Source organism: Paenibacillus tyrphae (assembly GCF_000722545.1).
GTDB classification, from domain to species: domain Bacteria; phylum Bacillota; class Bacilli; order Paenibacillales; family NBRC-103111; genus Paenibacillus_G; species Paenibacillus_G tyrfis.
The window spans coordinates 30,786-55,550 of the sequence record NZ_JNVM01000030.1; the positions used below are offsets into that span (position 1 = coordinate 30,786).

At 52.9% G+C, this 24,765-nt stretch carries 25 protein-coding genes and 1 pseudogene; 24 read left to right on the forward strand and 2 right to left on the reverse strand.

Annotated elements, in window-relative coordinates; translation table 11 throughout:
- Positions 1-280: 280 nt before the first annotated feature.
- The 6 genes from hisS to ET33_RS27980 all read left to right on the forward strand — a co-directional run bounded on the left by hisS (position 281) and on the right by ET33_RS27980 (position 6,921).
- Positions 281-1,543 carry a histidine--tRNA ligase gene (hisS, locus tag ET33_RS27955; RefSeq protein ID WP_036689944.1) on the forward strand — a complete coding sequence of 421 codons (1,263 nt, stop codon included), beginning with the start codon at positions 281-283 and terminating at the stop codon, positions 1,541-1,543.
- A 25-nt stretch (positions 1,544-1,568) separates the two neighbouring features.
- The gene (gene aspS / locus ET33_RS27960; protein WP_036689945.1) at positions 1,569-3,356 is read left to right on the forward strand and encodes an aspartate--tRNA ligase; all 1,788 of its coding nucleotides are present in this window, start codon (positions 1,569-1,571) and stop codon (positions 3,354-3,356) included.
- A 32-nt stretch (positions 3,357-3,388) separates the two neighbouring features.
- Positions 3,389-4,141: a tRNA threonylcarbamoyladenosine dehydratase gene (locus ET33_RS27965; protein WP_036689946.1), complete on the forward strand. Its 753-nt coding sequence runs from the start codon at positions 3,389-3,391 to the stop codon at positions 4,139-4,141.
- A 139-nt stretch (positions 4,142-4,280) separates the two neighbouring features.
- A complete protein-coding gene (locus ET33_RS27970) occupies positions 4,281-5,066 on the forward strand; it encodes a hypothetical protein (protein ID WP_036689947.1) in 786 nt (261 codons plus the stop codon).
- 3 nt (positions 5,067-5,069) lie between these two features.
- Positions 5,070-5,534 carry a hypothetical protein gene (locus tag ET33_RS27975; protein ID WP_036689949.1) on the forward strand — a complete coding sequence of 155 codons (465 nt, stop codon included), beginning with the start codon at positions 5,070-5,072 and terminating at the stop codon, positions 5,532-5,534.
- Positions 5,535-5,667: 133 nt separating this feature from the next.
- Entirely contained in the window at positions 5,668-6,921 is a 1,254-nt protein-coding gene (locus ET33_RS27980) for a replication-associated recombination protein A (protein WP_036689950.1), read from the forward strand.
- A gap of 58 nt (positions 6,922-6,979) precedes the next feature.
- Here the strand turns inward: ET33_RS27980 and ET33_RS27985 are convergent, their stop codons facing one another.
- Positions 6,980-7,660 (reverse strand): sensor domain-containing protein, encoded by a 681-nt coding sequence (locus ET33_RS27985; RefSeq protein WP_051775718.1) that lies wholly within the window; start codon positions 7,658-7,660, stop codon positions 6,980-6,982.
- A gap of 201 nt (positions 7,661-7,861) precedes the next feature.
- Between ET33_RS27985 and ET33_RS27990 the strand changes: the two genes are divergently transcribed.
- The 4 genes and pseudogenes from ET33_RS27990 to ET33_RS28005 all read left to right on the forward strand — a co-directional run bounded on the left by ET33_RS27990 (position 7,862) and on the right by ET33_RS28005 (position 11,162).
- Positions 7,862-8,527 (forward strand): YhbD family protein, encoded by a 666-nt coding sequence (locus ET33_RS27990; protein WP_051775720.1) that lies wholly within the window; start codon positions 7,862-7,864, stop codon positions 8,525-8,527.
- Between the two features lie 47 nt (positions 8,528-8,574).
- Positions 8,575-9,297, forward strand: a complete 723-nt coding sequence (locus tag ET33_RS27995; protein ID WP_036689952.1) for a hypothetical protein — start codon at positions 8,575-8,577, stop codon at positions 9,295-9,297.
- Positions 9,298-9,345: 48 nt separating this feature from the next.
- Positions 9,346-9,650 (forward strand): annotated as a pseudogene (locus tag ET33_RS38645) (MFS transporter); the annotation flags it as partial.
- 291 nt (positions 9,651-9,941) lie between these two features.
- Positions 9,942-11,162, forward strand: a complete 1,221-nt coding sequence (locus ET33_RS28005; RefSeq protein ID WP_036689954.1) for an extracellular solute-binding protein — start codon at positions 9,942-9,944, stop codon at positions 11,160-11,162.
- 72 nt (positions 11,163-11,234) lie between these two features.
- Here the strand turns inward: ET33_RS28005 and mnmA are convergent, their stop codons facing one another.
- The gene (gene mnmA, locus ET33_RS28010; RefSeq protein ID WP_036689956.1) at positions 11,235-12,326 is read right to left on the reverse strand and encodes a tRNA 2-thiouridine(34) synthase MnmA; all 1,092 of its coding nucleotides are present in this window, start codon (positions 12,324-12,326) and stop codon (positions 11,235-11,237) included.
- 173 nt (positions 12,327-12,499) lie between these two features.
- Between mnmA and cymR the strand changes: the two genes are divergently transcribed.
- The 14 genes from cymR to ET33_RS28080 all read left to right on the forward strand — a co-directional run bounded on the left by cymR (position 12,500) and on the right by ET33_RS28080 (position 24,756).
- On the forward strand, positions 12,500-12,922 hold the full coding sequence (cymR, locus tag ET33_RS28015; RefSeq protein ID WP_010497078.1) for a cysteine metabolism transcriptional regulator CymR: 423 nt from the start codon (positions 12,500-12,502) through the stop codon (positions 12,920-12,922).
- A 38-nt stretch (positions 12,923-12,960) separates the two neighbouring features.
- Positions 12,961-14,112, forward strand: a complete 1,152-nt coding sequence (locus ET33_RS28020) for a cysteine desulfurase family protein (protein ID WP_036689957.1) — start codon at positions 12,961-12,963, stop codon at positions 14,110-14,112.
- 35 nt (positions 14,113-14,147) lie between these two features.
- Positions 14,148-14,669, forward strand: a complete 522-nt coding sequence (locus tag ET33_RS28025) for a PRC-barrel domain-containing protein (RefSeq protein WP_036689958.1) — start codon at positions 14,148-14,150, stop codon at positions 14,667-14,669.
- A 10-nt stretch (positions 14,670-14,679) separates the two neighbouring features.
- Complete coding sequence (locus ET33_RS28030) at positions 14,680-14,877, forward strand: hypothetical protein (RefSeq protein ID WP_010497085.1); 198 nt, start codon at positions 14,680-14,682, stop codon at positions 14,875-14,877.
- A gap of 161 nt (positions 14,878-15,038) precedes the next feature.
- Positions 15,039-16,109 (forward strand): AI-2E family transporter, encoded by a 1,071-nt coding sequence (locus ET33_RS28035; protein ID WP_036689959.1) that lies wholly within the window; start codon positions 15,039-15,041, stop codon positions 16,107-16,109.
- Between the two features lie 268 nt (positions 16,110-16,377).
- A complete protein-coding gene (locus ET33_RS28040; RefSeq protein ID WP_036689960.1) occupies positions 16,378-17,658 on the forward strand; it encodes an ArsB/NhaD family transporter in 1,281 nt (426 codons plus the stop codon).
- A 32-nt stretch (positions 17,659-17,690) separates the two neighbouring features.
- A complete protein-coding gene (locus tag ET33_RS28045) occupies positions 17,691-17,975 on the forward strand; it encodes a hypothetical protein (RefSeq protein WP_010497092.1) in 285 nt (94 codons plus the stop codon).
- Between the two features lie 387 nt (positions 17,976-18,362).
- Positions 18,363-20,984 carry an alanine--tRNA ligase gene (alaS, locus tag ET33_RS28050; RefSeq protein ID WP_036689961.1) on the forward strand — a complete coding sequence of 874 codons (2,622 nt, stop codon included), beginning with the start codon at positions 18,363-18,365 and terminating at the stop codon, positions 20,982-20,984.
- 77 nt (positions 20,985-21,061) lie between these two features.
- Positions 21,062-21,325 (forward strand): IreB family regulatory phosphoprotein, encoded by a 264-nt coding sequence (locus ET33_RS28055; RefSeq protein WP_010497096.1) that lies wholly within the window; start codon positions 21,062-21,064, stop codon positions 21,323-21,325.
- 191 nt (positions 21,326-21,516) lie between these two features.
- Positions 21,517-21,939 (forward strand): Holliday junction resolvase RuvX, encoded by a 423-nt coding sequence (gene ruvX / locus ET33_RS28060; protein ID WP_036689962.1) that lies wholly within the window; start codon positions 21,517-21,519, stop codon positions 21,937-21,939.
- Between the two features lie 6 nt (positions 21,940-21,945).
- Positions 21,946-22,272: a DUF1292 domain-containing protein gene (locus tag ET33_RS28065; RefSeq protein WP_036689964.1), complete on the forward strand. Its 327-nt coding sequence runs from the start codon at positions 21,946-21,948 to the stop codon at positions 22,270-22,272.
- A 69-nt stretch (positions 22,273-22,341) separates the two neighbouring features.
- Positions 22,342-22,638 (forward strand): DUF1292 domain-containing protein, encoded by a 297-nt coding sequence (locus ET33_RS28070; RefSeq protein WP_036689997.1) that lies wholly within the window; start codon positions 22,342-22,344, stop codon positions 22,636-22,638.
- Between the two features lie 85 nt (positions 22,639-22,723).
- Entirely contained in the window at positions 22,724-23,782 is a 1,059-nt protein-coding gene (gene mltG / locus ET33_RS28075; RefSeq protein ID WP_036689965.1) for an endolytic transglycosylase MltG, read from the forward strand.
- A gap of 32 nt (positions 23,783-23,814) precedes the next feature.
- Positions 23,815-24,756 carry a peptidase U32 family protein gene (locus ET33_RS28080; protein WP_036689966.1) on the forward strand — a complete coding sequence of 314 codons (942 nt, stop codon included), beginning with the start codon at positions 23,815-23,817 and terminating at the stop codon, positions 24,754-24,756.
- Positions 24,757-24,765: the final 9 nt, after the last annotated feature.

The following is a 24,765-nucleotide window of genomic DNA, read 5'->3' on the forward strand; positions in this document are numbered from 1 at the left end:
AGAGACCTCCCGGAGGACGAACGGGGAACCCCGGCCAGACGAAGGCGTTCATAGCCAGTGCCGGATAGTAGCCGTTTGCGGTTGGCGGACGTTACCCGCTTGAAGAGTGTGAGCGAGTTATTTTGCTTAAGCCGGATTCGGCAGCGGCAAGCTCGTTCGAATCGTGGGTGGTACCGCGGGAGACTTTGGTTAAGTACAATCTCTCGTCCCTGAATTAGTTCAGGGGCGGGAGTTTTTTATTTTTTTGTGCTGAAACGCGACAGAAAGGAGTCTGGCTTACATGAGCATTCAAAAACCGAAGGGCACGCAAGACCTGTTGCCCGGCGAAATCGAGAAATGGCATTATATTGAGGCGAAGGCCCGGGAAGTGTGTCAGCGTTTCAATTTTCGCGAGATCCGTACGCCGATGTTCGAGCACACGGAGCTGTTCCAACGTGGCGTAGGAGAGACGACGGACATCGTCGAGAAGGAAATGTACACATTTCTTGACAAAGGGGACCGCAGCATTTCGCTTCGTCCCGAAGGGACGGCCGGGGTCGTTCGCTCTTATGTGGAGAACAAGCTGTACGGCGAGCCGGATGTCAGCAAGATGTATTATATCGGCCCGATGTTCCGCTACGAGCAGCCGCAGGCCGGCCGTTACCGTCAGTTTCACCAGTTCGGCATCGAAGCGTTCGGTTCGGTAGACCCGAGTCTCGATGCGGAAATCATTGCGCTCGGCTATACGTTTTATAAAGAGCTCGGGTTAAAAGACGTCACGGTGGAAATCAACTCTGTCGGCAACCCGGCCGTACGGGCCGTGTACCGCGAGAAAATTCAAGAGTTCTTTGCTCCGGTGAAGGATAAGCTGTGCAAGGACTGTCAATCGCGTTACGACCGCAATCCGATGAGGATTCTCGACTGTAAGGTCGATCAGAAATACGGCGAGGGCGCGCCGACCATTCTCGAATACTTGGACGAGGAATGTCAGACGCACTTCCAAGCGGTGCAGGGGTATTTGGCCGCGATGGAAATTCCGTTCCGCATCAATCCGCGGCTGGTCCGGGGGCTGGATTACTACACGCACACCGCGTTCGAGTACAAAGCGGCCGGTATCGGCGCGATCGATACGATCGGGGGCGGCGGACGCTATAACGGCCTTGTTGGAGAAATCGGCGGTACCGACCAGCCGGGCGTCGGCTTCGGACTCGGGATGGAGCGTATCCTGCTTGTGCTGCAGGCGCAGGGAGTCGACATTCCGGGGGTTAAACCGTTGGATGTGTACTTGATCGGCCTTGGCGAAGCCGCAGAGCGCGAGTGTGTGAAGTTGCTGCAAAATTTGCGACTGGCGGGACTATCCGCGGAAAAAGACTACTTGGGTCGCAAGATCAAAGCGAAAATGAAATCGGCCGATCGGTACAACGCAGCTTATGTTGCTATTCTTGGCGAAGATGAGCTTGCGAAGGGTGAGATTACCTTGAAAACGATGGCTACCGGCGAACAAGAAACGCTGCCTCTCGCCGATCTCGTGCAGACGCTGCGCGAGCGGGCCGGGCAAGTTTAACGATAAAACGGAGGTAACAAACACCATGACGACGATGTTAAAAACGCAGCATTGCGGCACTTTGAGCAAAGCTAATGTGGGAGAGACGGTAACGCTGAACGGTTGGGTCCAGCGCCGCCGCGACTTGGGCGGGGTATTGTTCATCGATCTGCGCGACCGGAGCGGGATCGTACAAGTCGTATTTAATCCGGCTTTTTCTGGCGAAGCGCTTGCGGTAGCCGATCGGGCGCGTAACGAGTACGTGCTCGCTGTACGCGGCGAAGTCGTTGAGCGGGATGCGGAGACCGTCAACCCGAATCTTCCGACCGGAGAGATCGAAGTTCGCATCAAGGAGATTGAGATCTTGAATGCCGCGAAAAATCCGCCGTTCTTCATCGAAGACGGGATTGAAATCGACGAATCGCTGCGTCTCAAGCACCGCTATCTCGACCTGCGCCGTCCGGAAATGCAGCGTACTTTGATGCTTCGCGCCAAAGCGGCCAAAATTTTCCGCGATTATTTGGACGAGAACGGCTTTATCGAGGTGGAAACGCCGATTTTGATCAACAGCACGCCGGAAGGCGCACGCGATTACTTGGTGCCAAGCCGTGTTCACCCGGGCGAATTTTTCGCGCTGCCGCAGTCGCCGCAAATTTTCAAGCAGCTGCTGATGGTAAGCGGCATGGAGCGCTACTACCAAATCGCCCGCTGCTTCCGCGACGAAGATCTGCGCGCCGACCGCCAGCCGGAATTTACGCAGGTGGACATCGAGACGTCGTTCCTGTCGCAGGATCAATTGCTCGGCATGATGGAGAAGCTCGTCGTACGCCTGTTTAAAGAAACAGCTGGCGCCGACATCAAAACGCCGTTCCAACGCATCAGTTATGCGGACGCGATGGGCAAATACGGCTCCGACAAGCCGGATCTTCGTTTCGGCCTGGAGCTGCAGGACGTTTCGGACATTGTCGCCGAATCGGGCGTCCAAGTATTTGCGAACATCATTAAAAAGGGCGGCCAGGTGAAGGCGCTCAATGCCAAAGGCTGCGCCGCTTGGAGCCGCAAGGAAATCGACGATCTCGGCGTATTCGCCGCACGCTACGGGGCCAAAGGGCTTGCGTGGATGACGTATAAAGACGGCGAGCTGAAAGGGCCGATCGTGAAATTTTTCAACGAGCAGGAGCTGGAGCAACTCAAGCAGCGTCTGGAAGCCGAAGAAGGCGACTTGCTGTTGTTCTCCGCCGATACGAAGAAGGTCGTTGCCGACGTGCTCGGTAACCTTCGTTTGAAAATCGGCCGTCAGTTGGGCCTGATCGACGACAGCAAATTCAAGTTCGCGTGGGTAGTGGACTTCCCGCTGCTCGGCTATGACGAAGAAGCGAAGCGCTATGTGGCGGAGCATCATCCGTTTACCCGTCCGAAGGAAGAAGACATGCATTACTTCGACACCGATCCGGGACAAATCCGTGCGCAGGCCTACGACCTTGTGCTGAACGGCTACGAAGTCGGCGGCGGCTCCATGCGGATTTATCAGCGTGAAGTGCAAGAGAAAATGTTCGCTACGCTGAGCCTTTCTAAGGAAGAGGTGCAGGAGAAATTCGGCTACCTGCTGGAGGCTTTCGAATACGGTACGCCGCCTCACGGGGGCATTGCTTTCGGTTTTGACCGGCTCGTGATGCTGATTACCGGCCGCACCAACCTGCGCGAAACGATTGCCTTCCCGAAAACGGCCAGCGCATCGGACCTGTTGACAGGAGCTCCGGGTCCCGTGGATGCCAAGCAGCTTGAGGACCTGTCCATTCGGTTGGCGCTCAAGCAGCCTTCCACCAAAGCTTAAGACCCGAATAAGAGGAGTGTGGACAGTAAGCCATGCTGCATCAATTTTCCCGTACGGAGCTGGCGATCGGCCCGGAAGGGCTTGAGATCATGAAAAATAGTACGGTGGCGGTTCTCGGCATCGGCGGCGTCGGTTCGATCGCCGCCGAAGCGTTGGCCCGTACCGGCGTGGGCCGGATCATCATGATCGATAAGGATGTCGTCGACATTACGAATGTGAACCGGCAAATTCATGCTTTGACGACGACGGTCGGTCAGCCGAAGGCGGAGCTGATGCGAGATCGTATCCTGCAAATCAACCCGGAATGCGATGCCGTCGCCCTGCGAATGTTTTATACCGAAGAAACGTATGAACTGCTATTCCAATATCCGCTGGATTATATATTGGACGCTTCAGATACGATCAGCTACAAAATTCATCTGATCAAGCAATGCCTACAGCGGAAAATCCCGCTCATTTCCAGTATGGGCGCTGCGAATAAAATGGATCCAACCCGGTTTCAGGTGGCCGATATTTCCAAGACGAGCGTCGATCCGATGGCGCGGGTAATTCGCCACAAGCTGCGGAAGGAAGGCATCAAGAAGGGCGTCAAGGTCGTTTTTTCGACGGAAGAACCGATCAAGCCGCGGATTGATGTCACGCAGCGGATCGTGCCGGAGAATGCGCCCGAGATTCGTAAAGCGCAGCAGCCGCCGGCCAGCAACGCGTTCGTTCCACCGGTCGCCGGTCTGATCATGGTCGGCGTCGCTGTCCGCGACCTGTTGGCTAAGGCCGGACTGAAGTAGCATAATCAGCCATTCGGCATAAAGAAAGCATCCTTTGCAGCGAAAACGCGAAAAGGATGCTTTTTTTGTCATTTTTGGGGCAAGATAGAAAAGGTGAATTCAAAGGTGATTTTATCCTTTTTCAATCGGAGTGCGGACCATGGAACGAAGCCCAACTGCGGGAAGCCACAAGCGCTATTTGGCTTATTTCGGAACCTTGAATATCAACCTGCTGCATTTGCGTAAGCCCTGGGTGATCGCTTGGTGGTCGGCTGCGTTTCCGGGATTTGGCCATTTACTCCTAGGCAGTCAGATTAAAGGGTTTATTTTGATATTATGGGAAATTGGAATCAACATGCAGTCGGGAATCAATACCTCGATGGTCTGCTCTTTTACGGGGCATATCGATCTGTCGAAGCAGGTGCTGAATCCACGTTGGCTGCTGCTGTATATTCCCGTCTATATTTATGCCATCTGGGACAGCTACCGCAAAACGATTGAGCTGAACAAGGAGTGGGTTTTGGCCGAATGGGAAGGTGCGCCCATTGAATCTTTTAAAATGAGCGGAATGTCCGTGAATCATCTGGACAAAAGCTCGCCCTGGCTCGCTATGGCTTGGTCCATGCTCATGCCGGGACTTGGGCAGCTGTATCTTCGCCGCATTCCTATCGGCTTTTTTCTGATGGCCGGGTGGATCGGCTTTATGTATTTCTCGGCTATTGCAGAAATCGTACTCTTTACTATGGCAGGGAGTAACGTACAGGCGTGGCACTCGATTAACGCGCAATGGGCCTTGTTTATGCCTTCTTTTTACTGCTTTGCGGCTTACGAGGCTTATGTGTTTTCGGTCGAATACAATAAATTATTCGATAAGGCCCAGAAGCAATGGCTGGAGCGGAACTATGGGACACTGCGCCTCGGCTTCTGCCGGGCGACGGGGCGGTAGAAGATGTATATCGTAGCGACTTTTCGCCATTCGTCGGAGCTGGAGCTGGCCATCTGCGAATTGGAGCGGCAAGGCATCCTTGCCGAAGCAATTGCCGCGGTTCCGCTTAAGGAAAGTGGCCAGCAGGAGATAAGGGTATTCGATACGATCCGTCATTCCGACGGGGCCAGCATGCTGGACGGGCCCGCCGTACTCGGAACGATCGGTTCCGTACTCGGAGCATCGCTGGGTTTCCGCTGGGCCATCGGCCCGATTATCGGCGGGCTGCTCGGCCTTGCGGCAGGCGCTGCTCTTGGTTTTGTACTGGACTGGCTGATTCACTGCAAACGGCGAAAAAAAAGCAAGCGGAGAGAACATGGCGCGGACGTTGTCGTGATTGTGGAGTGCAGCCCCGATCAAGCATCGGATGTCCGGCACATCATGGAGCGCCGGCTTGCTCTCGGCATCGGTCAGCTTGGCTCGGGCTGAGCCTTAAACCTTTGTAAATCGTCCAAACTGCTTTTATAATAAAAAGCATGGGTCATACGTTCGCAGCACCTAAGCGGCGTGAAGGGCCTGTGCTTTTTTTGCGAATATTCAGGATTGGCGGTCAGAGAAAACCATGGACTTATTCGATTTTAACCGGACGAACGATTACAAGCCGCTGGCGGAAAGAATGCGCCCGCAAAATCTGGAGCAATTTTTCGGACAGAAGCATTTGCTCGGCGAAGGCAAGGTGCTGCGCCGGCTCATCGAAACGGACAAGATCGGCTCCATGATTTTGCAAGGTCCGCCTTCCAGCGGCAAAACGACGCTCGCCACGATCATCAGCGGCATGACGAGCTCGCATTTTGAGAAATTGAACGGCGTCTCGCTTTCGGTTTCGGATCTGCGAGAAGTCGCCCGAAAAGCCAAAGACAATCTGAAGCTGTACAATCAGCGGACGATTCTGTTCTTGGATGAAATTCACGCGCTCAAAAGCAACGTGCAGGAGTCGCTGCTGCCTATTGTCGAAGACGGAACCATTATTCTGATCGGCGCTACGACGGAAAGCATCGCACACGATATCATACCGCCTCTTGTCAGCCGCTGCCGCGTGTATCGGCTTGAAGCGCTGCAAAAAGACGATCTGGAGCAAATTTTGCGTCAGGCATTGGCGGACCCCGAAAGAGGGCTGGGCGGGGAGTATGGGATTACACAGGAAGCGATGGATTACTTATGCGATGTCTGCAATGGCGATGTAAGAAATGCTTTGATCGCCTTGGAAACGGCCGCCTATTCGCTGCACGATTCACAAACGATTGAGCTGCAGACGATTCAGGAATCGTTCGAGTCCCGGATCAATGCGATAACCCATACCGATTTTTACGACATGACGTCCGCCTTTTGCAAGTCGCTCCGCGGCGGACAGACGGACGCGGCCATCTATTGGCTGGCGCGCATGCTGTATTCGGGTGTGGACCCGCTATACATCTGCCGCAGAATCGTCGTTCATGCGACGGAGGATGTGGGCATGGCCAATCCGACCGCTCTGCAAATCGCATTGGCGGCCAAAGATGCCGTCGAATTTGTCGGCATGCCGGAAGCGCGAATGGCGATCGCCGAAGCCGTCGTGTTCATTTGCGAGAGTCCGAAAAGCAATGCGGTCTATAAAGCGATCAACGGAGCGCTCGACTACGTCAAGCAGACGAAAGCTTACGAGGTCCCAGCAGATGTTCGCGACGGTACGAGAACTTATTCGAATCCTATCGATCATCCGAATGCCCGGAACGAATATCTTCCTCCGGAAGTGAAGGGCAAGCGATTTTATCAGCCGCAAAATAGCGGAGTGGAAGCGAAAATTTTCGCGAAATATAACAAGCCTGCGGCAGAGTGAAGCCGCAGGGTACCCCGGCGGAGTCGAGGGTGGAACATTTCCGGGGAAATAAGCCCGCTTAGGCCCGCTGCAGCGGAGCTTCACCGGCTCTTCCCCCGGCTGGATCGGAAATTTCGATGGCGATGCGTCCGAAGAATAAGGCGCTTTGACGGATCAAGCTATTGGTTACGGGCAGAAGCAGCAGACCGATTCCTGCATAAATAAGCGAGATTTGGAGCGAACTGAAATCCGTCGGAAGTAAACGGGCGAACAGTTCTCTCTCGAAAATATCGATGCCGATCGATTGCAGCAAAATCGTATAGACGAGTGGAGACGCCAAGAGTGCCAAATTAACGGCTACGATCGTAACGGCAAGCGTAAACGAAATGATGCCCAAGGGCAGTTTGACGATTTGGAACAGCAGTCCTACATAAGTTGCCGGATCGGAAAGCTCCGCTCTTAACTGGGCGAAGAGGCCTCTTCTGCCATGCCGCCCGGGATCGAAATTATCAGATTGAGCGGAATTTGTGGCAGTCGAAGGGGATTGAAGCAGCCTGGCGGCCAACCTTGCGTCCAAAACGGTCATGTGCTTGGCAAACCGCGCTGTCATGATCATAAGCGGAAAGCCGACGAACAGTGGCATCAGTCCGATGGACAAGACAACACCGACGATTGTCAGCGTGAATCCGACAATGCCTGCGGGAAGAAGATAAAGCAAATAATAAAAGGCCCCGATAAATCCTGGTTTTTGCGTATTCAATGGTTCCACATCCTTGTATTGTTTTGAACCCTTTGACGTTCGTGCCGAGTTTCCCCCTTCAATTATTTTTAAATTAGTCTCTGAGCATCGGGTAGTTTGCACCGTCAACAAGCATGCCATGTCTCTGGGAAACCACATAGTTTCCGCAAAAAAGGCTTCGCTCCCGGAAGCTTTTTTTATTTTACGATTTACAACGTAACAATGTTATGTTACACTTGTTTTCGTAAGGAGGCGTTGAAGGTGACGGAACGGGAATTGATCTCCAAAAAAGATTTGCTTGAACTGACGGGCATCTCTTACGGCCAATTATACCGCTGGAAACGAAAAAATCTCATTCCGGAAGAATGGTTTATTCGAAAGTCGACATTTACGGGACAGGAGACCTTTTTTCCGAAGGAGAGCATTCTGGCGCGGATCGATAAAATCGTGAATATGAAAGACGATTTATCGCTGGATGAGCTGGCGGATGTATTTTCTCCCAATTTGAGCGAAGTTGCTCTTGGGCGTGCGGAGTTGGAAAAACGCAACATTGTTACGAAAGAGACGCTTGATTTTTACATCGAACAGCAGGGAGCGAGCGCGGTCTACGATTTTGAAAACATAATATGCATGTATGCGCTCGACAAGCTGCTGCAAACCGGAGAGATGACGTTGGAGGAAGGGAAAGGCCTTATTCAGACCATGGCGGAGCATTATCCGAAGCTTCAAGGCAAAACTGCCGAGCTGATCTTTTTTCGCAAGATGGGCATGTCCGGCTTCGTGATTGCGGCGAGTCCGGGCGAAGTGTATTTCGAACCGCGGGTGAGGGTGGTAGCGCGGATTTCGATAGGCCAGTGCGCAGAGGAATTGAAAATCAAATTATCGTAATGCGTTTTAAGAAAAATATAAAATGCAGCAAGTACGGAGGGATAACTATGGATAGCAACAACCGCCGTGACCTCGTTATTTCGGGCAGCGGCTCTTCCTCGGGCGGAAGCTACCGGGACGTGAAAATTAACGGCGAAGGCAAAGTTTATGGCGATATCGATTGCTTGCAGTTCAAGACGAACGGAGTCAGCGAAATCTCCGGCCAAGTGAAGGCCAAGTTCATCCAAGTGAACGGTGTGTCGTCGATGAACGGCAGTGTCGAGAGCGAGGACATTAAAGTTTATGGGGATTTCAAGCTGGAAGGAAACGTATCGTATTTGGATTTTAAATGCCGGGGCAGCGCTCGGGTTCAGGGGAACATGAACGGCGACCGGATCGATCTGGAAGGGGACTTGACCGTCGCCGGAGACTGCGAGGCGGAAACGTTCAATGCCAAGGGAGCGTTCCGGATCGACGGTTTATTGAATGCGGGCGTTATCGATATTTCGCTTTACGGTGCCAGCTCCGCGCAGGAAATCGGCGGCGAAGTGATCACGGTGCGCAAAAAAGGCTTCAAGTCGCTTCTCACGTCGTTACTGCCGATGCTCGACGCGAAGCTCGACGCTGAAACGATCGAAGGGGACGAAATTTATTTGGAGAATACGACGGCCAAAGTCGTCCGGGGCAACCGGATTACGATCGGCCCGGGCTGTGAAATCGATCTGGTCGAATACAAAGAAAGCTTGAACCCGTTCAAGGGAGCAAAAATCTATGAGTACCGGCAAATCTAGTTGAGCCGCCTTGGCTTCGTCGTCGCCGGTCTCTTACTGGGCATCCTGATGGCGGCGATGGACAATACGATCGTAGCGACGGCGATGGGGACGATCGTAGCTGAGCTCGGCGGATTGGACAAATTTGTCTGGGTAACATCCGCTTACATGGTGGCCGAGATGGCGGGGATGCCGATCTTCGGCAAGCTATCCGATATGTATGGACGCAAGCGGTTTTTCGTGTTCAGCTTAATCGTATTTTTGCTTGGCTCCGTCCTGTGCGGCACGGCAAGCAGTATTTTACGGCGTCGTTGTCGACGTCGATTTCGCACACGTTCCTGTGGGCTTTGATTCCTGCTGCGCTTACGATTTTGTGCGTCTTATGGATGAGCCGGGAAAAAATCCACATTTCCCCTGCGCAGCGGGAAGCAATTTCCGAACAAGCCGCATCGCATTCATCAACTTCATAATGTAGTATAGAGAGCCTGCTGAACAGCTTCAGCCGGCTTTTTATGTTACGATAGGTATGTATATCCAATTTTGGAAGGGTGAATCGAACGAAGTAACTGACTTGTAAAATAGGGAGCCGCGAAAAAATGAATCAACTGAGGATCCGATTGAAACTGCTTCTTTGTTTGTTTTGTCTCTTAACGGGATGTACCGGCATGAAGCCCGAAGACAAAGCAACGAAGCTAAAGGTATTTTATCACGATAAACAAAGTTTCCATAAGATTTACGGTAAGCTGTTTACTGCTCAAAACCCTCATGTCGAGATCGAAGTCGTCTCATTGGATGATTACTACAAGAAAGGATTTTCCATGGAAGGGTATCGGGAGCTTGTAAAAAAAGAACAGCCCGATCTCATCTTCAACTTTGATCTTCAAAGCTTTGTTGAGGATGGAATGCTTATCGATCTGGAGCCACTTCTAAAAAAATCAAAAGACGTCAACCTGGAACGGATGAACAAAAGTATGACCGCTTACCTAAGGAATAAAGGCGGGGGACGCTTGTACGGCCTATCACCGACCTTTCAATCCAAAGCCTTATTTTATAACAAGACGTTATTCGATCAATTCGGGATACGTTATCCAACGGATCATATGAGCTGGGAGGAAGTGTTTCAACTGGCTGCACGGTTTGCAAAATCGGAGCGCAATGACGGCAGCACATACGGTTACTACCATAACATTCGCCATCCTTTCTGGCTTGTTCAAAATATCGCAGAAACCGAAGGCTTAAGCTTGACGGATACAGCCGGACAGAAAATCATGATCAATGCTCCAAGCTGGAGACGCATTATGGATATGGTAATTTCAAGAACAAAGGAAGGCACGGTTTATATCAACCAACCGGGTGACACGCAAAAGGGAAACCTGCTGCTTGAAAATCCGTTCATACAAGGGCGAGCGGCCATGACGGTAGAGTACTCGTATGAATTGGAGTATCTTTCAAACGTTGATTTCGAATGGGGAGTCGCTACGGAGCCAGTGAATCTCGCCGCACCCAATCAGAGCATGTCTCTTGCTCCCAATAAATTGTTCGGAATTTATTCCGGATCCAAAAACGTAGACGGTGCCTGGCAGCTGCTGGAGTATATCCATAGCGAAAAGTTTGCGAAGCTGAATAGCCGGGCAGGTACCCACGGCAGTCTTCCAGCTTATATAGACAGCATGCAAAAGAAGGATAATTATATGGAAGCATTCTATAAACTATCCCCCCAAGACGCTTATACGCCTTCCATCCCCTATGAATTTTCAACCGAGTTTTATGAGCAGGTCCAACAATCCATGACCAGAGTGATTGAAGGCGAGCTTGAATTAGACCATATGCTGGTTGAGTTGAATACAATCGGACAATATAAGCTGGATCAAGCCTTGAAAAAATAATGCCGGCATAAATAAAAAGGGAGCTCCTGGTTTACACCGAAAGGCTCCCTTTTGCTACACATATATGCCGACTTACTGCAAAATTTTGTCGATTACCGCGCCGCCGAGACAGACTTCCCCGTCATAGAAAACGACAGATTGCCCTGGGGTAATCGCCTTCTGCGGCTGGTCGAACACGATTTCGCAGCGGCCGCATTCGCCGAAATGGACCGTCACGCCTTGGTCGGGTTGACGGTAGCGGAACTTCGCCGTGCAGTGCAGCGGCTCTTTCGGCGGTCCGCCGGCGATCCAGTTCAAATCGGTCGCAAGCAGTCCGGTCGAGTAGAGCGCCGGATGCTTTTCGCCTTGAACGACATACAAAATATTTTTCTCCAAATCTTTGCCAGCGACGAACCAAGGCTCTCCGCTGCCGGAGCCGCCAATGCCGAGGCCTTGGCGCTGACCGAGCGTATAGTACATAAGACCATCGTGCCGTCCTTTTACCTCGCCCTCCAGCGTTCTCATCTCTCCCGGCTTCGCGGGCAGATAGCCGCTCAGGAACTCCTTGAAGTTCCTTTCGCCGATGAAGCAGACGCCGGTACTGTCTTTTTTCTTCGCGGTCGCAAGCCCCGCTTTCTCTGCGATGGCCCGGACTTCCGACTTCGGAAGATGGCCGATCGGGAACATCGCTTTCGACAGCTGGTATTGGTTCAGCGCATGCAGGAAGTACGTCTGATCCTTGTTGTTGTCGACCCCGCGCAGCAGCCGGTATTTGCCGTCTCGCTCCTCGACACGGGCGTAATGGCCGGTGGCGATATAGTCGGCGCCGAGTTCGAGCGCTTTGTTCAAAAACTCCCCGAATTTAATCTCACGGTTGCACATCACGTCGGGATTCGGCGTCCGCCCTTTGCGGTACTCGTCGAGGAAGTAGGCGAACACCTTATCCATGTATGGTTTCTCAAAATTTACCGTATAATAGGGAATGCCGATTTGGTCGCAGACGCGGCGTACGTCCTCGGCGTCCTCTTCCGCCGTGCAATGCCCGAACTCGTCGGTATCGTCCCAGTTCTTCATGAACACGCCGATGACCTCGTACCCTTGTTCCTTCAGGACAAGCGCGGATACCGAAGAATCGACGCCGCCCGACATCCCAAGAACGACTCGCGGTTTTGTTGTCATGATCATTACCTCGCTTCTATACCTGTACATCGTTCGTACATTAAAAGTATTATACATTCAAATGAAGAAAGAATAAAATTTTTCATGAATATGCCACGGTTTTTCTCCCAAATTACAAGGTTTTATGTTACCATAGAATCGATACAAAAATGTATGAAATGTAAACGAGGTGCTACAAGTTGAAGATTTCCACCAAAGGCCGCTACGGACTCACGATCATGATGGAGCTCGCGACGAAGTTCGGAGAAGGCCCCACCTCACTGAAAAGCATCGCAGAAAAGCATCAGCTTTCCGAGCATTATTTGGAGCAATTGGTCGCTCCGCTGCGTAACGCAGGTCTCGTAAAAAGTATCCGCGGCGCATACGGCGGATATATTTTGTCCAAATCGCCCGAAGACATTTCCTCCGGCGATGTGATTCGGGTGCTGGAAGGTCCGATCAGCCCGGTCGACTTCACCGAGGAAGACGATCCGGCCAAGCGCCAACTCTGGATTCGGATTCGCGACGGAATTGCGCAGGTGCTTGATTCGACGACGCTGCACGATTTGATTTCTTACAAAGACGAAGGAAATCAAAACGACAGCTACATGTTTTACATTTAGACCGCTTTGAAATCCTCCTAACAGATGTGGTGAAAGCTTTGGAGCTCATTTATTTAGATCACGCCGCCACAACGCCCGTACTTCCCGAAGTCGTGGAAGCGATGCTTCCATATTGGACCGGGGCGTACGGGAACCCCTCAAGCACGCATCAAGCCGGTCGGGAAGCCAGAATGGCGCTTAGCGCCGCCCGGGACCGGATCTCCGCTTTTGTCGGCTGCGCGCCGTCCGAGCTCGTTTTCACAGGGAGCGGAACGGAAAGCGACAATATGGCGTTGTTCGGTGCGGCTGAGGCGTACCGGGAACGCGGCCGGCATATCATAACGACACAGATCGAACATCATGCCGTTCTTCATGCTTGCGAGCGATTGGAACAGCTTGGATACGAAGTGACTTATGTACCTGTGGACCGATTCGGCCAAGTATCGCCGAACGATGTGGAAGAGGCCATTCGGCCGGATACGATCCTGATCAGCGTCATGTACGGCAACAACGAAGTGGGTACGCTCCAGCCGATCGAAGCGATCGGACGCCTTGCCAGGGAGCGCGGCATTTGTTTTCATGTCGACGCCGTTCAAGCGTTGGCTCACGTGCCTATCAATCTTCGTGAGCTGCCGGTAGATTTGATGAGTTTTTCCGCGCATAAACTGAACGGTCCCAAAGGGGTCGGCGCGTTATATATAGCCAAAAACATTCGCGTCACACCGCTGCTCTACGGCGGCGCTCAAGAACGGAAACGCCGTCCGGCGACGGAAAATACGGCAGGCATCGCAGGCTTTGCAAAAGCCGTAGAAATTTTTGACCGAAATAGGTATGAAGTGCAACAAAAGATGGAAAAACTACGTCAAGAAATGGTCACCGAATTGGAACGGCATCTGGCCCCCGGGCAGTTTGTCGTCAACGGTCATCCTACAGAGAAGCTTCGGCATATTTTGAATGTCAGCTTCCCCGGCATTTCTACCGAGACGATGCTGATGAATCTGGATCTTGCGGGAGTGATGGCTTCAAGCGGCTCGGCTTGTACGTCCGGCTCCTTGGAAATCTCTCATGTGCTTAAGGCGATGAGGCTGCCGGATGATGTGACGCAATCGGCTATCCGATTCAGCTTCGGACCAGGCAACGACACCGGACAAATGGCTGCTGTCGCCACGGCCGTTGAAACCATTATCAGCCGCTTACGTACTAAAGGATAGGCAAATTTCGATTTGCCGGCTGGGAGAGAAGCTCGTTGAAAAAAGCGCGCGATGTTATCGGATTGCCGGTCATTTGCGTAGAGACAGGGAAACAAGTGGGCAGCGCCAAAGACCTGTTGCTGAACGAAGGCTGGGAGGTCGAGTCCGTGCTGCTCGAAGCGGGGCATTGGTTTTCCGAAGCCACGTGTATTGAGCGTAAAGACGTGATAGCGATGGGCGACGACGCTGTTACGATTGCCGCAGAACAAGCCGTCCGACCGCTGAATCCAAGCTCCGCTTGCAGGGCGCTGCTGTTTGGCGAACGCAAGCTGAAGGGTCTCCCGGTCATTACCGTCAACGGGCAGCAGCTCGGGGTGATCGAGGACGTTTATTTGGAAGCGGATAGGGGCATAAAGGTAATAGGTTACGAATTGACCGAAGGTTTCATCTCGGATCTCACGGAAGGGCGCAGATGGCTGCCGATGCCGGATGCGGTCAAGGTCGGCGACGACGCCTTAATTGTTCCCGTTCACGCCAGCGAAGCGCTTCAAGAAATCTTCGGACCAAAAGAAGAATAGGGTGATACCGATGTTACGTTGTCCAAATTGCAATTCCAAGGATATTGGAAAGATCGGCTCCCATCAGTTTTACTGCTGGGGCTGTTTTATCGAACTGACGGTGAACGGGGAAAAAATGTCCGTATTCCAAGTGGAGGAAGACGGCACGCTTAGCTCGCTCGACGATTTGTTTTTTGAAGAGGAAATGCCCGAGCTTCATGCCAACTGACGAGTATAATCGTATAGTCAAGCCGCTTTCCCGGACGCTTTGAACAGGCGTTCCGGGATAAGCGGTTTTTTTGTTCGCTGGGTTAAGAGCGCGGACTTGTACATATACTGTAAAAAGGCCAACTTTTCGTCAGAAGTCAGATCGAGGTAAAGGGGGGCGCTATGGACCGGTTCCCGAAACAAAGGCTGCTCGTCGGCATGATCTATACGCTGATCGGTTTGATCATATTGTACATGCTCCTGCAGCTCCGTCCGATGATTACGGGTTTGTATGATTTTTTGAAAAAAATTTTGACGCCGTTCGCGATCGCGCTGATCATTTCTTACGTGCTGAATCCGGTGGTGACGCTGCTTGGCGCCCGCAAAGTGCCGCGAACGATGGCCGTGCTGCTCATTTATGCGGTTTTCATTACTTCGGCGACCGTCGTGCTCATGAACCTTATTCCGATGTTCGTGCGGCAGCTCGCGGAATTGAACGATAAGATGCCGGATGTCGCCTTTAAGGCGCAAAGTGTTGTAAACGGCTTAAACGGACTCAGCTTTCTCCCGGACAGCGTACGGATGGGCATTCAGCAGTCGCTTTCCAAGCTGGAGAACGGAATCTCGCTTGCGATTGCGGAATACATTAACGGTATCGGCAGCACCATCAATACGGTCTTTCTTCTCTTCATCATTCCGTTTGTCGCCTTCTATATCCTGAAAGATTTTCAACTGATCGAAAAATCGACACTGGCCATCGTGCCGAAAACGCACCGCAAAGAAATCGTGTCCATGCTGATGGATATCGATATGGCGCTTGGCAACTATATCCGCGGCCAGTTTACTGTATGCATGATCGTCGGGCTGCTCGCCTACATCGGGTATTGGCTGATCGGCATGCCTTACGCGCTGCTGCTGGCCAGCGTCGTTGCGGTGTTCAACATTATCCCTTACCTCGGTCCATTTCTCGGGGCGGCACCGGCACTGATCGTGGCGTCCACGGTTTCCTGGAAAATGGTGCTGTTTGTTGCTCTTATCAATACGGCTTGCCAAATCCTCGAAGGGAATGTAATCTCGCCTCAAGTAGTCGGCCGTTCGCTCAATATGCATCCGCTTGTGATCATTTTCGCGCTGCTTGTGGGCGGGGAGATTGCCGGAGTAACGGGGCTCATACTGGCGGTTCCGTTTTTTGCGGTCATGAAAGTGATTCTGCAGCATGTGTTCATGTATTACATTCACCGGAAGACGACATGAATATTTTTTAGAAAAAATTTTTTGATCAGGCGAAACCTAGCGACTGCCTTGTGCGTATATATAAGTTGGCAGCGGCAGGGGGGGAACGTATCTTCGATATCCGGCCGTTGACCGGATGCCTGCCGGTTGCACAAGACAAGTACATAATCGCGTTGATTTTCGGAGGAGCCTGTCACCAAGGGCTTCTTTTTGCTTTTTTTAGGGTTATGCGGAAGAACGGCGCGAGCTGGCGGCACCAATAATATTGCATCGGAGAGAGGATTTCATTATGGATCAACAAGCTCTTATCGCTATCGGATTGTTTGCGGTAGCCTACGGTTTTATCGTTTCGGAAAAAATTCACCGGACGATCGTTGCCATGATCGGCGGCATTTTGATGGTCGTTCTGGGTATCGTCAATCAGGAAACGGCGCTTCATCATATCGATTTCAATACGCTTGGCCTGCTGGTGGGCATGATGATTATTGTCGGCATTACCGCAGAAACGGGACTGTTCAAATATATTGCGGTCTGGTCGGCCAAAAAGGCGGGCGGTCACCCGGTCCGCATCATGGTCGTGCTCTCGCTGGTCACGGCGATCGGCTCGGCGTTTCTCGATAACGTGACGACCGTGCTGCTGATGGTGCCGGTAACCTTCAGCATTACGCGGCAGCTGCGAGTAAATCCGGTTCCTTTTCTGATGTCGCAAATTCTCGCTTGCAATATCGGCGGCACGGCGACGCTGATCGGCGACCCGCCGAACATCATGATCGGTAGCGCGGTGAAAGAACTGACTTTTATGGCGTTCATCAACAATTTGGCGCCGATTGCGGCGATCATCCTCGCGATAACCGTACCTTTCTTTGTTTTGTTTTACCGTAAACAGATTCGCACGACGGAAGAGCTGCGGCTTGGACTGATGAAAATGAACGAAAAAGCGGAAATCCGCGATCCAGTGCTGTTGAAAAAATGTCTTGCGGTGCTTGGGCTGACCCTAATCGGCTTCTTCGTTCACCAGATCGTCCATTTAGAGTCGGCGACTGTAGCGCTCGCGGGTGCTTTCCTGCTTCTGCTGTTGACCGGCGAGCACTTTCTGGAAGAGGCGTTTCAGCGGGTCGAGTGGACGACGATCTTCTTCTTCGTCGGATTGTTCGTGCTTGTCTCGGGCTTGATTGAAACCGGCGTGATCGCCGCGTTGGCGAACTACGCGGTCGGAGTAACGGGCGGCGATGTGACGAAATCAGCGGTGCTTATTCTCTGGCTCAGCGGAATCGCTTCGGCGTTTTTGGATAACATCCCGTTCGTGGCGACGATGATTCCGATGATTCAGGAAATGGGCACGATGGGGGTCAGCAACCTGGAGCCGCTTTGGTGGAGTCTTGCGCTAGGGGCTTGTCTCGGGGGGAACGGCTCGCTGATCGGCGCGAGTGCGAATCTGATCGTAGCCGGTATGGCGGCAAGGGAAGGACATCCGATCTCGTTCATGAAATTTTTCGTGATCGCTTTTCCGCTCATGCTGCTTTCGATAGCTGTTGCAAATCTATACGTGTATGTGAGATATTTGATGTAACAGCAGTCGTTTAACCGAAGGAGGCTTCACTTATGCTGTACTATGAATATGACCGGGAGCTTCTGACCATTGAAGAGCAATCGAACGGACAAGATGTCGAGTTCCGGATGAAGCTCCATCGCCCCGATGCCGGTGTCGAAAAGGCAGTCAAGCGGATTCGCGATTATTTCGACGACAACGACGTGATCACGGACGTCTTATTTTACGCCCACGAAGACGCCGAGTATCAATGGATCGTCCGGCACGATTTCTACGAAGATTTCGTAATCAGCCTGTTCAGGCACCGGCTTGTCCAGCGCATGGCTTGGGAGCAGTAGACGTTCTGTTGACAAGTCTGCTGCCCGAAAGCTATAATTTTGATAAATAGTGCTTATTTTCAGGCACATGAAAGCGTTGATGAAATTTAAGTACGTCATAGTCCATTAGCCAGAGAGAAGGTTTTGGAGGTGTCGCGGTGCAAGCTTGCTTGCAATCTCGCAGCTCCAGCTGGGAAAACCTTTCTAATGAAGGATGACCGAACGCTCATTTCGGAGCGCGGATTCAAAAAGTCCGCCGGGCGGGCCCGTTATCGTCCGGACAGAGGAGATTGTGAAGGCGTATCCATGCAGCCGCACAATAACCAGGGTGGTACCGCGAGCAAATCGTCCCTGTTTCAGGGGCGTTTTTTTGTATTAAAATGAAGTGTCGGGAGGAAAATGAACCCAATGAAAGCAAGTGAAATTCGCGCAAAATGGTTGAAGTTTTTTGAAAGCAAAGGACATACGATCGAACCTAGCGCGCCGCTCGTGCCGCATAACGATCCGTCGCTCCTGTGGATCAACGCAGGCATGGCGCCGCTGAAGCCGTATTTCGACGGCCGCGTCGTCCCGGAAAATCCGCGGATCGCGAACTCGCAGAAGTGCATCCGCACGAACGATATTGAGAACGTCGGCAAAACGCGCCGTCACCATACGTTCTTTGAAATGCTCGGTAATTTCTCCATCGGCGATTATTTCAAGGAGGAAGCGATCACGTGGGCCTGGGAGTTTCTGACGAGCCCCGAATGGATCGGCTTCGATCCGAACCGGTTGTCCGTCACGGTATATCCCGAGGATACCGAAGCGTTCGAGCTGTGGAATAAAAAGATCGGACTGCCGGAAGAGCGCATCTACAAGCTCCAGGAAAATTTCTGGGACATCGGCGAAGGTCCTTGCGGCCCGTGTACGGAAATTTTCTACGACCGCGGCGACAAGTACGGCGATCTCAGCGATCCCGAGTGCTGGCCGGGCGGAGAGAACGAGCGCTTCCTTGAAGTATGGAACCTTGTCTTCTCGCAGTTTAACCATAACAAGGACGGCAGCTATACGCCGCTTCCGAACAAAAACATCGATACCGGCGCCGGCTTGGAGCGCTTCGCTTCCATTCTGCAGGATGTCGATTCGAACTTCGATACCGATCTGTTCCAGCCGATCATTCAAAAGACGGCCCAGCTTGCCGGCGTGACTTACAAGCAAAACGAAGAGTACGACGTGGCGCTGAAAGTGATAGCGGACCACATCCGTACGGTCGCCTTCTCCGTCGGCGACGGCGTGCTTCCGTCCAACGAGGGCCGCGGTTACGTCATCCGCCGTTTGCTCCGCCGCGCAGTGCGGTACGGCAAAGTGCTCGGCATGGATAAGCCGTTCCTGTATACGCTGACTCCGATTGTCGGCGAGGTGATGGGCGTCTACTACCCGGAAGTGGTCGAAAAACGCGAATTCATCGAGAAGATCATCCGCATCGAGGAGGAGCGCTTCCACGAGACGCTGTCCGACGGCCTTGCGATTTTGGCCGAAATGGTCGACAAATCCCACAACGAAGGCAGCACGGTTATCAGCGGCCCGGATGCGTTCAAATTGTATGACACGTATGGCTTCCCGTTTGACTTGACCGAGGATTTCGCCGCCGAGAAAGGCATGACGGTCGACCGCGCTGGCTTCGATCAAGCGATGCAGGAGCAGCGCGACCGTGCCCGCGAGGCCCGCAAAGAGACCGACAGCATGAAAGTGCAGGGCGGTCCGCTGGCCGATTTCACGGTTAAAAGCGAGTTTGTTGGATATACTGATTTGGTAACTGCTGCTAAAGTGATCACGATCGTGCACGAGAACCAATTCGTCGATCTGGTCGGAACGGGCGAGACGTGCCAGGTGATTTTGGACCAAACCCCGTTCTATGCCGAAAGCGGCGGTCAGGTCAGCGACCACGGGTATATTACCGCAGGCGATACGGTGCTCAAGGTTGAGGACGTGGGCAAAGCGCCGCACGGACAGCACGTGCATACCGTTGTCGTGGAAGCGGGCGTGCTGCGCAAGGGCGATACCGTTCAGGCAACGGTTACGCAGGATGTGCGCGAAGATATCATTAAAAATCATACGGCTACCCACCTGCTGCACAAAGCGCTCAAGGAAGTGCTCGGCGAGCACGTGAACCAAGCCGGATCGCTGGTTGCGCCCGAGCGCCTGCGCTTCGACTTCTCGCACTTCGGCAGCATTTCCGCAGAAGAGCTGCAGGATATCGAGCAGCGGGTTAACGAGCAAATTTGGAAGAGCATCGAAGTCGATATTTCGCTCAAGCCGATTGCCGAAGCCAAGACCATGGGCGCTATGGCGCTGTTCGGCGAAAAATACGGCGATATCGTCCGCGTCGTGCGGGTCGGCGGCTACAGCCTGGAGCTGTGCGGCGGCTGCCATGTGCGGAACACGAGCCAGATCGGCTTGTTCAAAATCGTCAGCGAGTCGGGAATCGGCTCCGGTGTACGCCGGATCGAAGCGACGACGGGACGAAATGCCTATCAATATTTGGATGGGCAGCTGCAACTGCTTCGCGATGCCGCAAGCCTGCTGAAATCGAACATCGGCGACGTGCCGAAACGGATCGACGGCTTGTTTGCACAACTTAAGGAAGTATCGCGCGAAAATGAATCGCTCAAAGCGAAGCTTAGCGGCATTGAAGCAGGTTCGTTGACTGATCAGGCGAAAACGGTGGATGGCGTAACGGTGCTCGCCGCTCAGGTGAGCGCAAGCGATATGGAGACGCTCCGCAATATCGTCGATCAGATGAAGACAAAGCTCGGCTCGGCCGTGATCGTGCTCGGAGCCGCTGCGGAGGATAAGGTCAATCTGGTTGCGGCCGTTACGCCGGATCTGGTGTCGAAGGGCTACCACGCCGGCAAGCTGATCAAAGAAGTCGCTTCCCGCTGCGGCGGCAGCGGCGGCGGACGTCCGGACATGGCGCAGGCCGGCGGCAAGGACGCTTCCAAGCTGCAGGAAGCGCTGCAAAGCGTGGAGCAGCTCGTCGCGGCAAAATAATAATTTTGCCGTAAACAGGAATTTTTAGGATCGTGGCGAATAAGTCAGTATTGATCAATGCAGGGGGGTGCCTCTAAATGAGTTCGATGGATAAAACGATGAAGTTCAATGTAAAAGCGGAAGAGATCGAGACCTCGCCCAAAGAAGTCATTCTAGCGGTGTACGATGCGCTGCAGGAGAAGGGGTACAATCCGATTAACCAAATTGTAGGCTATTTGCTCTCGGGCGACCCGGCTTACATTCCGCGTCACAACAATGCGCGCAGCATCATCCGCAAGCGAGAGCGGGACGAATTGATCGAGGAACTGGTTCGTTCCTACTTGCAGCAATATAAATCTTAAAAGTCCGGTGAATATAGCGGAGGGGGCGGAATCGTTCTGGAGAAGCGTTAGCGGTCGCCTTTGTCTCCGGATTCTAACCTCTCAAAAGGTTATCTGATCCAAGAATCCGGAGACAACAGCGATTGGAAGAATGATCCGCTCACGCAGTGACCTAAGATTCACCGGACTTAGCTACCAGACTGGAGAACCTAATGCGCTTGATGGGACTGGATTACGGGGACAAGACGATCGGCGTCGCCGTCAGCGACGAGCTCGGTTGGACCGCGCAGGGGCTTGAAGTGATCCGGAGAACGACCGAGGAGCGTGATATGGCCCGTCTTCGGGAGCTTATCGCGCAATATGGCGTCACGGAAATCGTCGTAGGCCTGCCGAAAAACATGAACAACACGATCGGTCCGCGTGGAGAAATTTGTATCGCATTTTCAGAGCAAGTGCATGAAACCCTACAATTGCCGGTGCATTTGTGGGATGAAAGGCTGACAACCGCCTCCGCCCAGCGCACGCTGCTGGAAGCGGACGTTAGCCGCAAGAAACGAAAGCAGGTCATCGACAAGATGGCGGCTGCGCTCATTTTGCAAGGATATATGGATGCCCAAGCCAACTCGAAGAGGTGAAGAACGGTGACAGATAAAGATCAAAATACCAATCAGGAACAGCTGCAAGAAGAGCCCGAAATTATTTACATTCCCGACGAAGAAGGCAACGAAGAAGAATTCGAAGTCATCATGAAATTCGAAGTGGACGACTCGGATAAAAAGTATATGATGGTTGTTCCTGTCGATGCCGACGAGGAATCCGACGAAGTGTATGCGTTCCGTTATGAGGAAGACGGCGACGATCTGCAGCTGTATACGATTGAGGACGAAGAAGAATGGAATATCGTGGAGGAAACGTTCAACACGCTGATGGACGAATACGACGACGAGGAAGAAGAATCGTCCAAGTAAGATGGCGCCTGGCCTCCCGTATGGGAGGCTTGCCGTTTGCATAAGGAGGCTGGAACGTTGAACCCGAATATGGAAGCGACGCCAACCCGTCAGTTGCGGGAAACGTTCGGAGATGATATTATTTTGTATGACGAAGAGCAGGAATCCGTCGTCTATCGTATCGTCTCCGAATTGATCCTGGGCGATCAAGGGTACGCGATGCTGGAAAAAGCGAAGCCGGGCAAGGAAGATGAACCGGAAATTTACCGTGTGACACGGAAAGATGACGGGGAGCTTGAGCTTGAAACGATCGAAGACGACGATGAATGGGAAAACGTCTCCGAGCTTTTCGACGAGTTGACTTTTCCGGCTGACGAACAGTTGTAATGTACAACTTTTTTCTTAAGGAAGCCTGAGCGGAGATGATCCGCTCTTTTTCGTTTGTTTGCGGAGATGTAGAAGGAGCGGCGCCGTGAAACGGGTATGGGTTTGGGGAACAATAGGAATTGTTGCAATAATGGCCGGGGCCGGGACAGGGCTTGGGTGGTATGTGACCCGCTCGCTTCAGCCGATGCCGGCTTCGGAGACGGAGCAGCGCATCTCGCTGCCGCCGGGCGCCGGAACGGGACAGCTCGCGGCCGAGCTGGAGAGCAAGGGCATTATTCGCAGCGCTCGCGTTTTTACGTGGTATTTGAAATATAAGCAGGAAGGCGGCCGCTTCCAAGCAGGCGAGTACGCCATGAAGCCCGGGCTATCGCCGGACGTGATCATCGAGCACCTGAACCAGGGAGATACGGTAAAGGAAGCCGGCATCCGCTTGACGGTGCCCGAGGGCTTTACCGTGCGTCAGATTGCGGAGAAGCTGCAGCAGCAGGAAGGCGTTGACTTGCAGCAGTTCACGAATCTTGTACAAAGCTTCAAGGGGGCTGAAGGCTCCGCAGCGGCGCAGATTCCGGCGGACGCGTCCTTGCGGTCCCGTCTCGAAGGGTATTTGTTCCCGGAAACGTACGAATGGAAAAAGGGTACGAGTCCGCAAGAAATGATCGAGACGATGACGCAAGAGCTCGACAAGAAGCTTGGACAGCTGCCGCAGGATTGGAAGCAGACATTGGCCCAGCGAGGCTTGACCGTGCATCAGATGCTGACACTGGCCTCACTTATCGAACGTGAGGTTGTTGTCGAAGACGAGCGAGCGCTCGTCAGCGGCGTTATTCATAACCGCTTAAAGCAAGGTATGCCGCTGCAAATCGATGCGACCGTGCAGTATTTGTTCGACAAGCCGAAGGAACGGCTGTTCGAGAAGGATTTGCAGATTCAAAGTCCTTATAATACGTATTTGAATAAAGGACTGCCGCCCGGACCGATTGCAAGTCCGAGCCTCGCCTCGATCAAAGCGGCGATTTATCCGGCAGATACCAAATATTTGTTTTATGTAACCAAAAAGGACGGAAGCAAGGCGCATTTGTTTGCGGAGACGTTCGAGCAGCATAAGAAGAATATCGCGGAGAGCGCCAAAAGCGCCAAGCCGTAGCTTTACAATGTGAGGAGAAGGTGAGCGGGCACATGAAAAAACCGGAACTGTTGATTTCGGCCGGATCATCCGCAGAAGCGAAGCGGTATATCGAAGCAGGGGCGGACGCTGTCCTCGTAGGCGAGCACCGGTTCGGCTTGCGGCTGCCGGGGGAAGTAATGGCGGAGGAGCTGGCATCGCTCGTTACTTGGGCGCATGAACACGGAGCGAAAGTATACGCAGCTGTCAACACTATTATGGATAACGACTTGCTGCCCGAGCTGGAAAAATACGTAGGCCAGCTGCAGCAAGCGGGCATCGATGGCATTGTTTTCGGTGATCCGGCCGTGCTGATGGCGGTTCGCGGCTTCGCACCCGGCATGCGTTTGCATTGGAACGCGGAGATGACCTCCACCAACTATGCGACGGCTAGCTATTGGGCAAGCAAAGGGGCGGCCCGCATGGTGCTGGCCCGCGAGCTGAACCTGGAGGAGACGCTGGAAATTGCGCGCCAGCTTGATGGCTCGATGGAAGTGGAAGTGCAAGTTCATGGCATTACGAATATTTATCATTCAAAGCGGAGCCTCCTGACCAATTATAAGGAGCATCAGGGACGTCCTCAAGAGCTTGAAAAGCTGGAGCTCGATAAAGAGGAAGGCTTGTTCCTGATCGAGCAAGAGCGGCCGGACGAGCGATATCCGATCTATGAGGATGCGAACGGCACGCATATTATGAGCTCGGACGACATTTGTATGCTGGATAGCCTGCATGAGCTGATGGAAGGCGGTATCGACAGCTTCAAGCTGGAGGCGCTGCTGAAATCGCCGGAGTACAATGAAGCGGTGATTCGCGGTTACCGGCAAGCGATTGATGCGTATACGGCGAATCCGGACGGCTACGAGTTTCAAGAGGAGTGGCTGGATGCCATCCGCTCGCTGCAGGACGAACGGCGCGAGCTGACGTACGGATTCTTTTTCAAAGAGCAGGTTTATTAATATCATTAG

Bases quoted from the DNA above. Each gene is read 5' to 3' on its own strand.
- aspS (WP_036689945.1), top strand. From the start codon at position 1,569: ATGACGACGATGTTAAAAACGCAGCATTGCGGCACTTTGAGCAAAGCT.
- ET33_RS27975 (WP_036689949.1), top strand. From the start codon at position 5,070: ATGTATATCGTAGCGACTTTTCGCCATTCGTCGGAGCTGGAGCTGGCC.
- alaS (WP_036689961.1), top strand. From the start codon at position 18,363: ATGAAAGCAAGTGAAATTCGCGCAAAATGGTTGAAGTTTTTTGAAAGC.
- mnmA (WP_036689956.1), bottom strand. From the start codon at position 12,326: ATGATCATGACAACAAAACCGCGAGTCGTTCTTGGGATGTCGGGCGGC.
- ET33_RS28005 (WP_036689954.1), top strand. From the start codon at position 9,942: ATGAAGCCCGAAGACAAAGCAACGAAGCTAAAGGTATTTTATCACGAT.
- ET33_RS27995 (WP_036689952.1), top strand. From the start codon at position 8,575: ATGGATAGCAACAACCGCCGTGACCTCGTTATTTCGGGCAGCGGCTCT.
- ET33_RS28040 (WP_036689960.1), top strand. From the start codon at position 16,378: ATGGATCAACAAGCTCTTATCGCTATCGGATTGTTTGCGGTAGCCTAC.
- ET33_RS28045 (WP_010497092.1), top strand. From the start codon at position 17,691: ATGCTGTACTATGAATATGACCGGGAGCTTCTGACCATTGAAGAGCAA.
- ET33_RS27965 (WP_036689946.1), top strand. From the start codon at position 3,389: ATGCTGCATCAATTTTCCCGTACGGAGCTGGCGATCGGCCCGGAAGGG.
- ET33_RS28070 (WP_036689997.1), top strand. From the start codon at position 22,342: ATGGAAGCGACGCCAACCCGTCAGTTGCGGGAAACGTTCGGAGATGAT.
- ET33_RS27990 (WP_051775720.1), top strand. From the start codon at position 7,862: ATGTTATGTTACACTTGTTTTCGTAAGGAGGCGTTGAAGGTGACGGAA.
- ET33_RS27970 (WP_036689947.1), top strand. From the start codon at position 4,281: ATGGAACGAAGCCCAACTGCGGGAAGCCACAAGCGCTATTTGGCTTAT.
- ET33_RS28030 (WP_010497085.1), top strand. From the start codon at position 14,680: ATGTTACGTTGTCCAAATTGCAATTCCAAGGATATTGGAAAGATCGGC.
- ruvX (WP_036689962.1), top strand. From the start codon at position 21,517: ATGCGCTTGATGGGACTGGATTACGGGGACAAGACGATCGGCGTCGCC.
- ET33_RS28055 (WP_010497096.1), top strand. From the start codon at position 21,062: ATGAGTTCGATGGATAAAACGATGAAGTTCAATGTAAAAGCGGAAGAG.
- hisS (WP_036689944.1), top strand. From the start codon at position 281: ATGAGCATTCAAAAACCGAAGGGCACGCAAGACCTGTTGCCCGGCGAA.
- ET33_RS28035 (WP_036689959.1), top strand. From the start codon at position 15,039: ATGGACCGGTTCCCGAAACAAAGGCTGCTCGTCGGCATGATCTATACG.
- ET33_RS27980 (WP_036689950.1), top strand. From the start codon at position 5,668: ATGGACTTATTCGATTTTAACCGGACGAACGATTACAAGCCGCTGGCG.
- ET33_RS28080 (WP_036689966.1), top strand. From the start codon at position 23,815: ATGAAAAAACCGGAACTGTTGATTTCGGCCGGATCATCCGCAGAAGCG.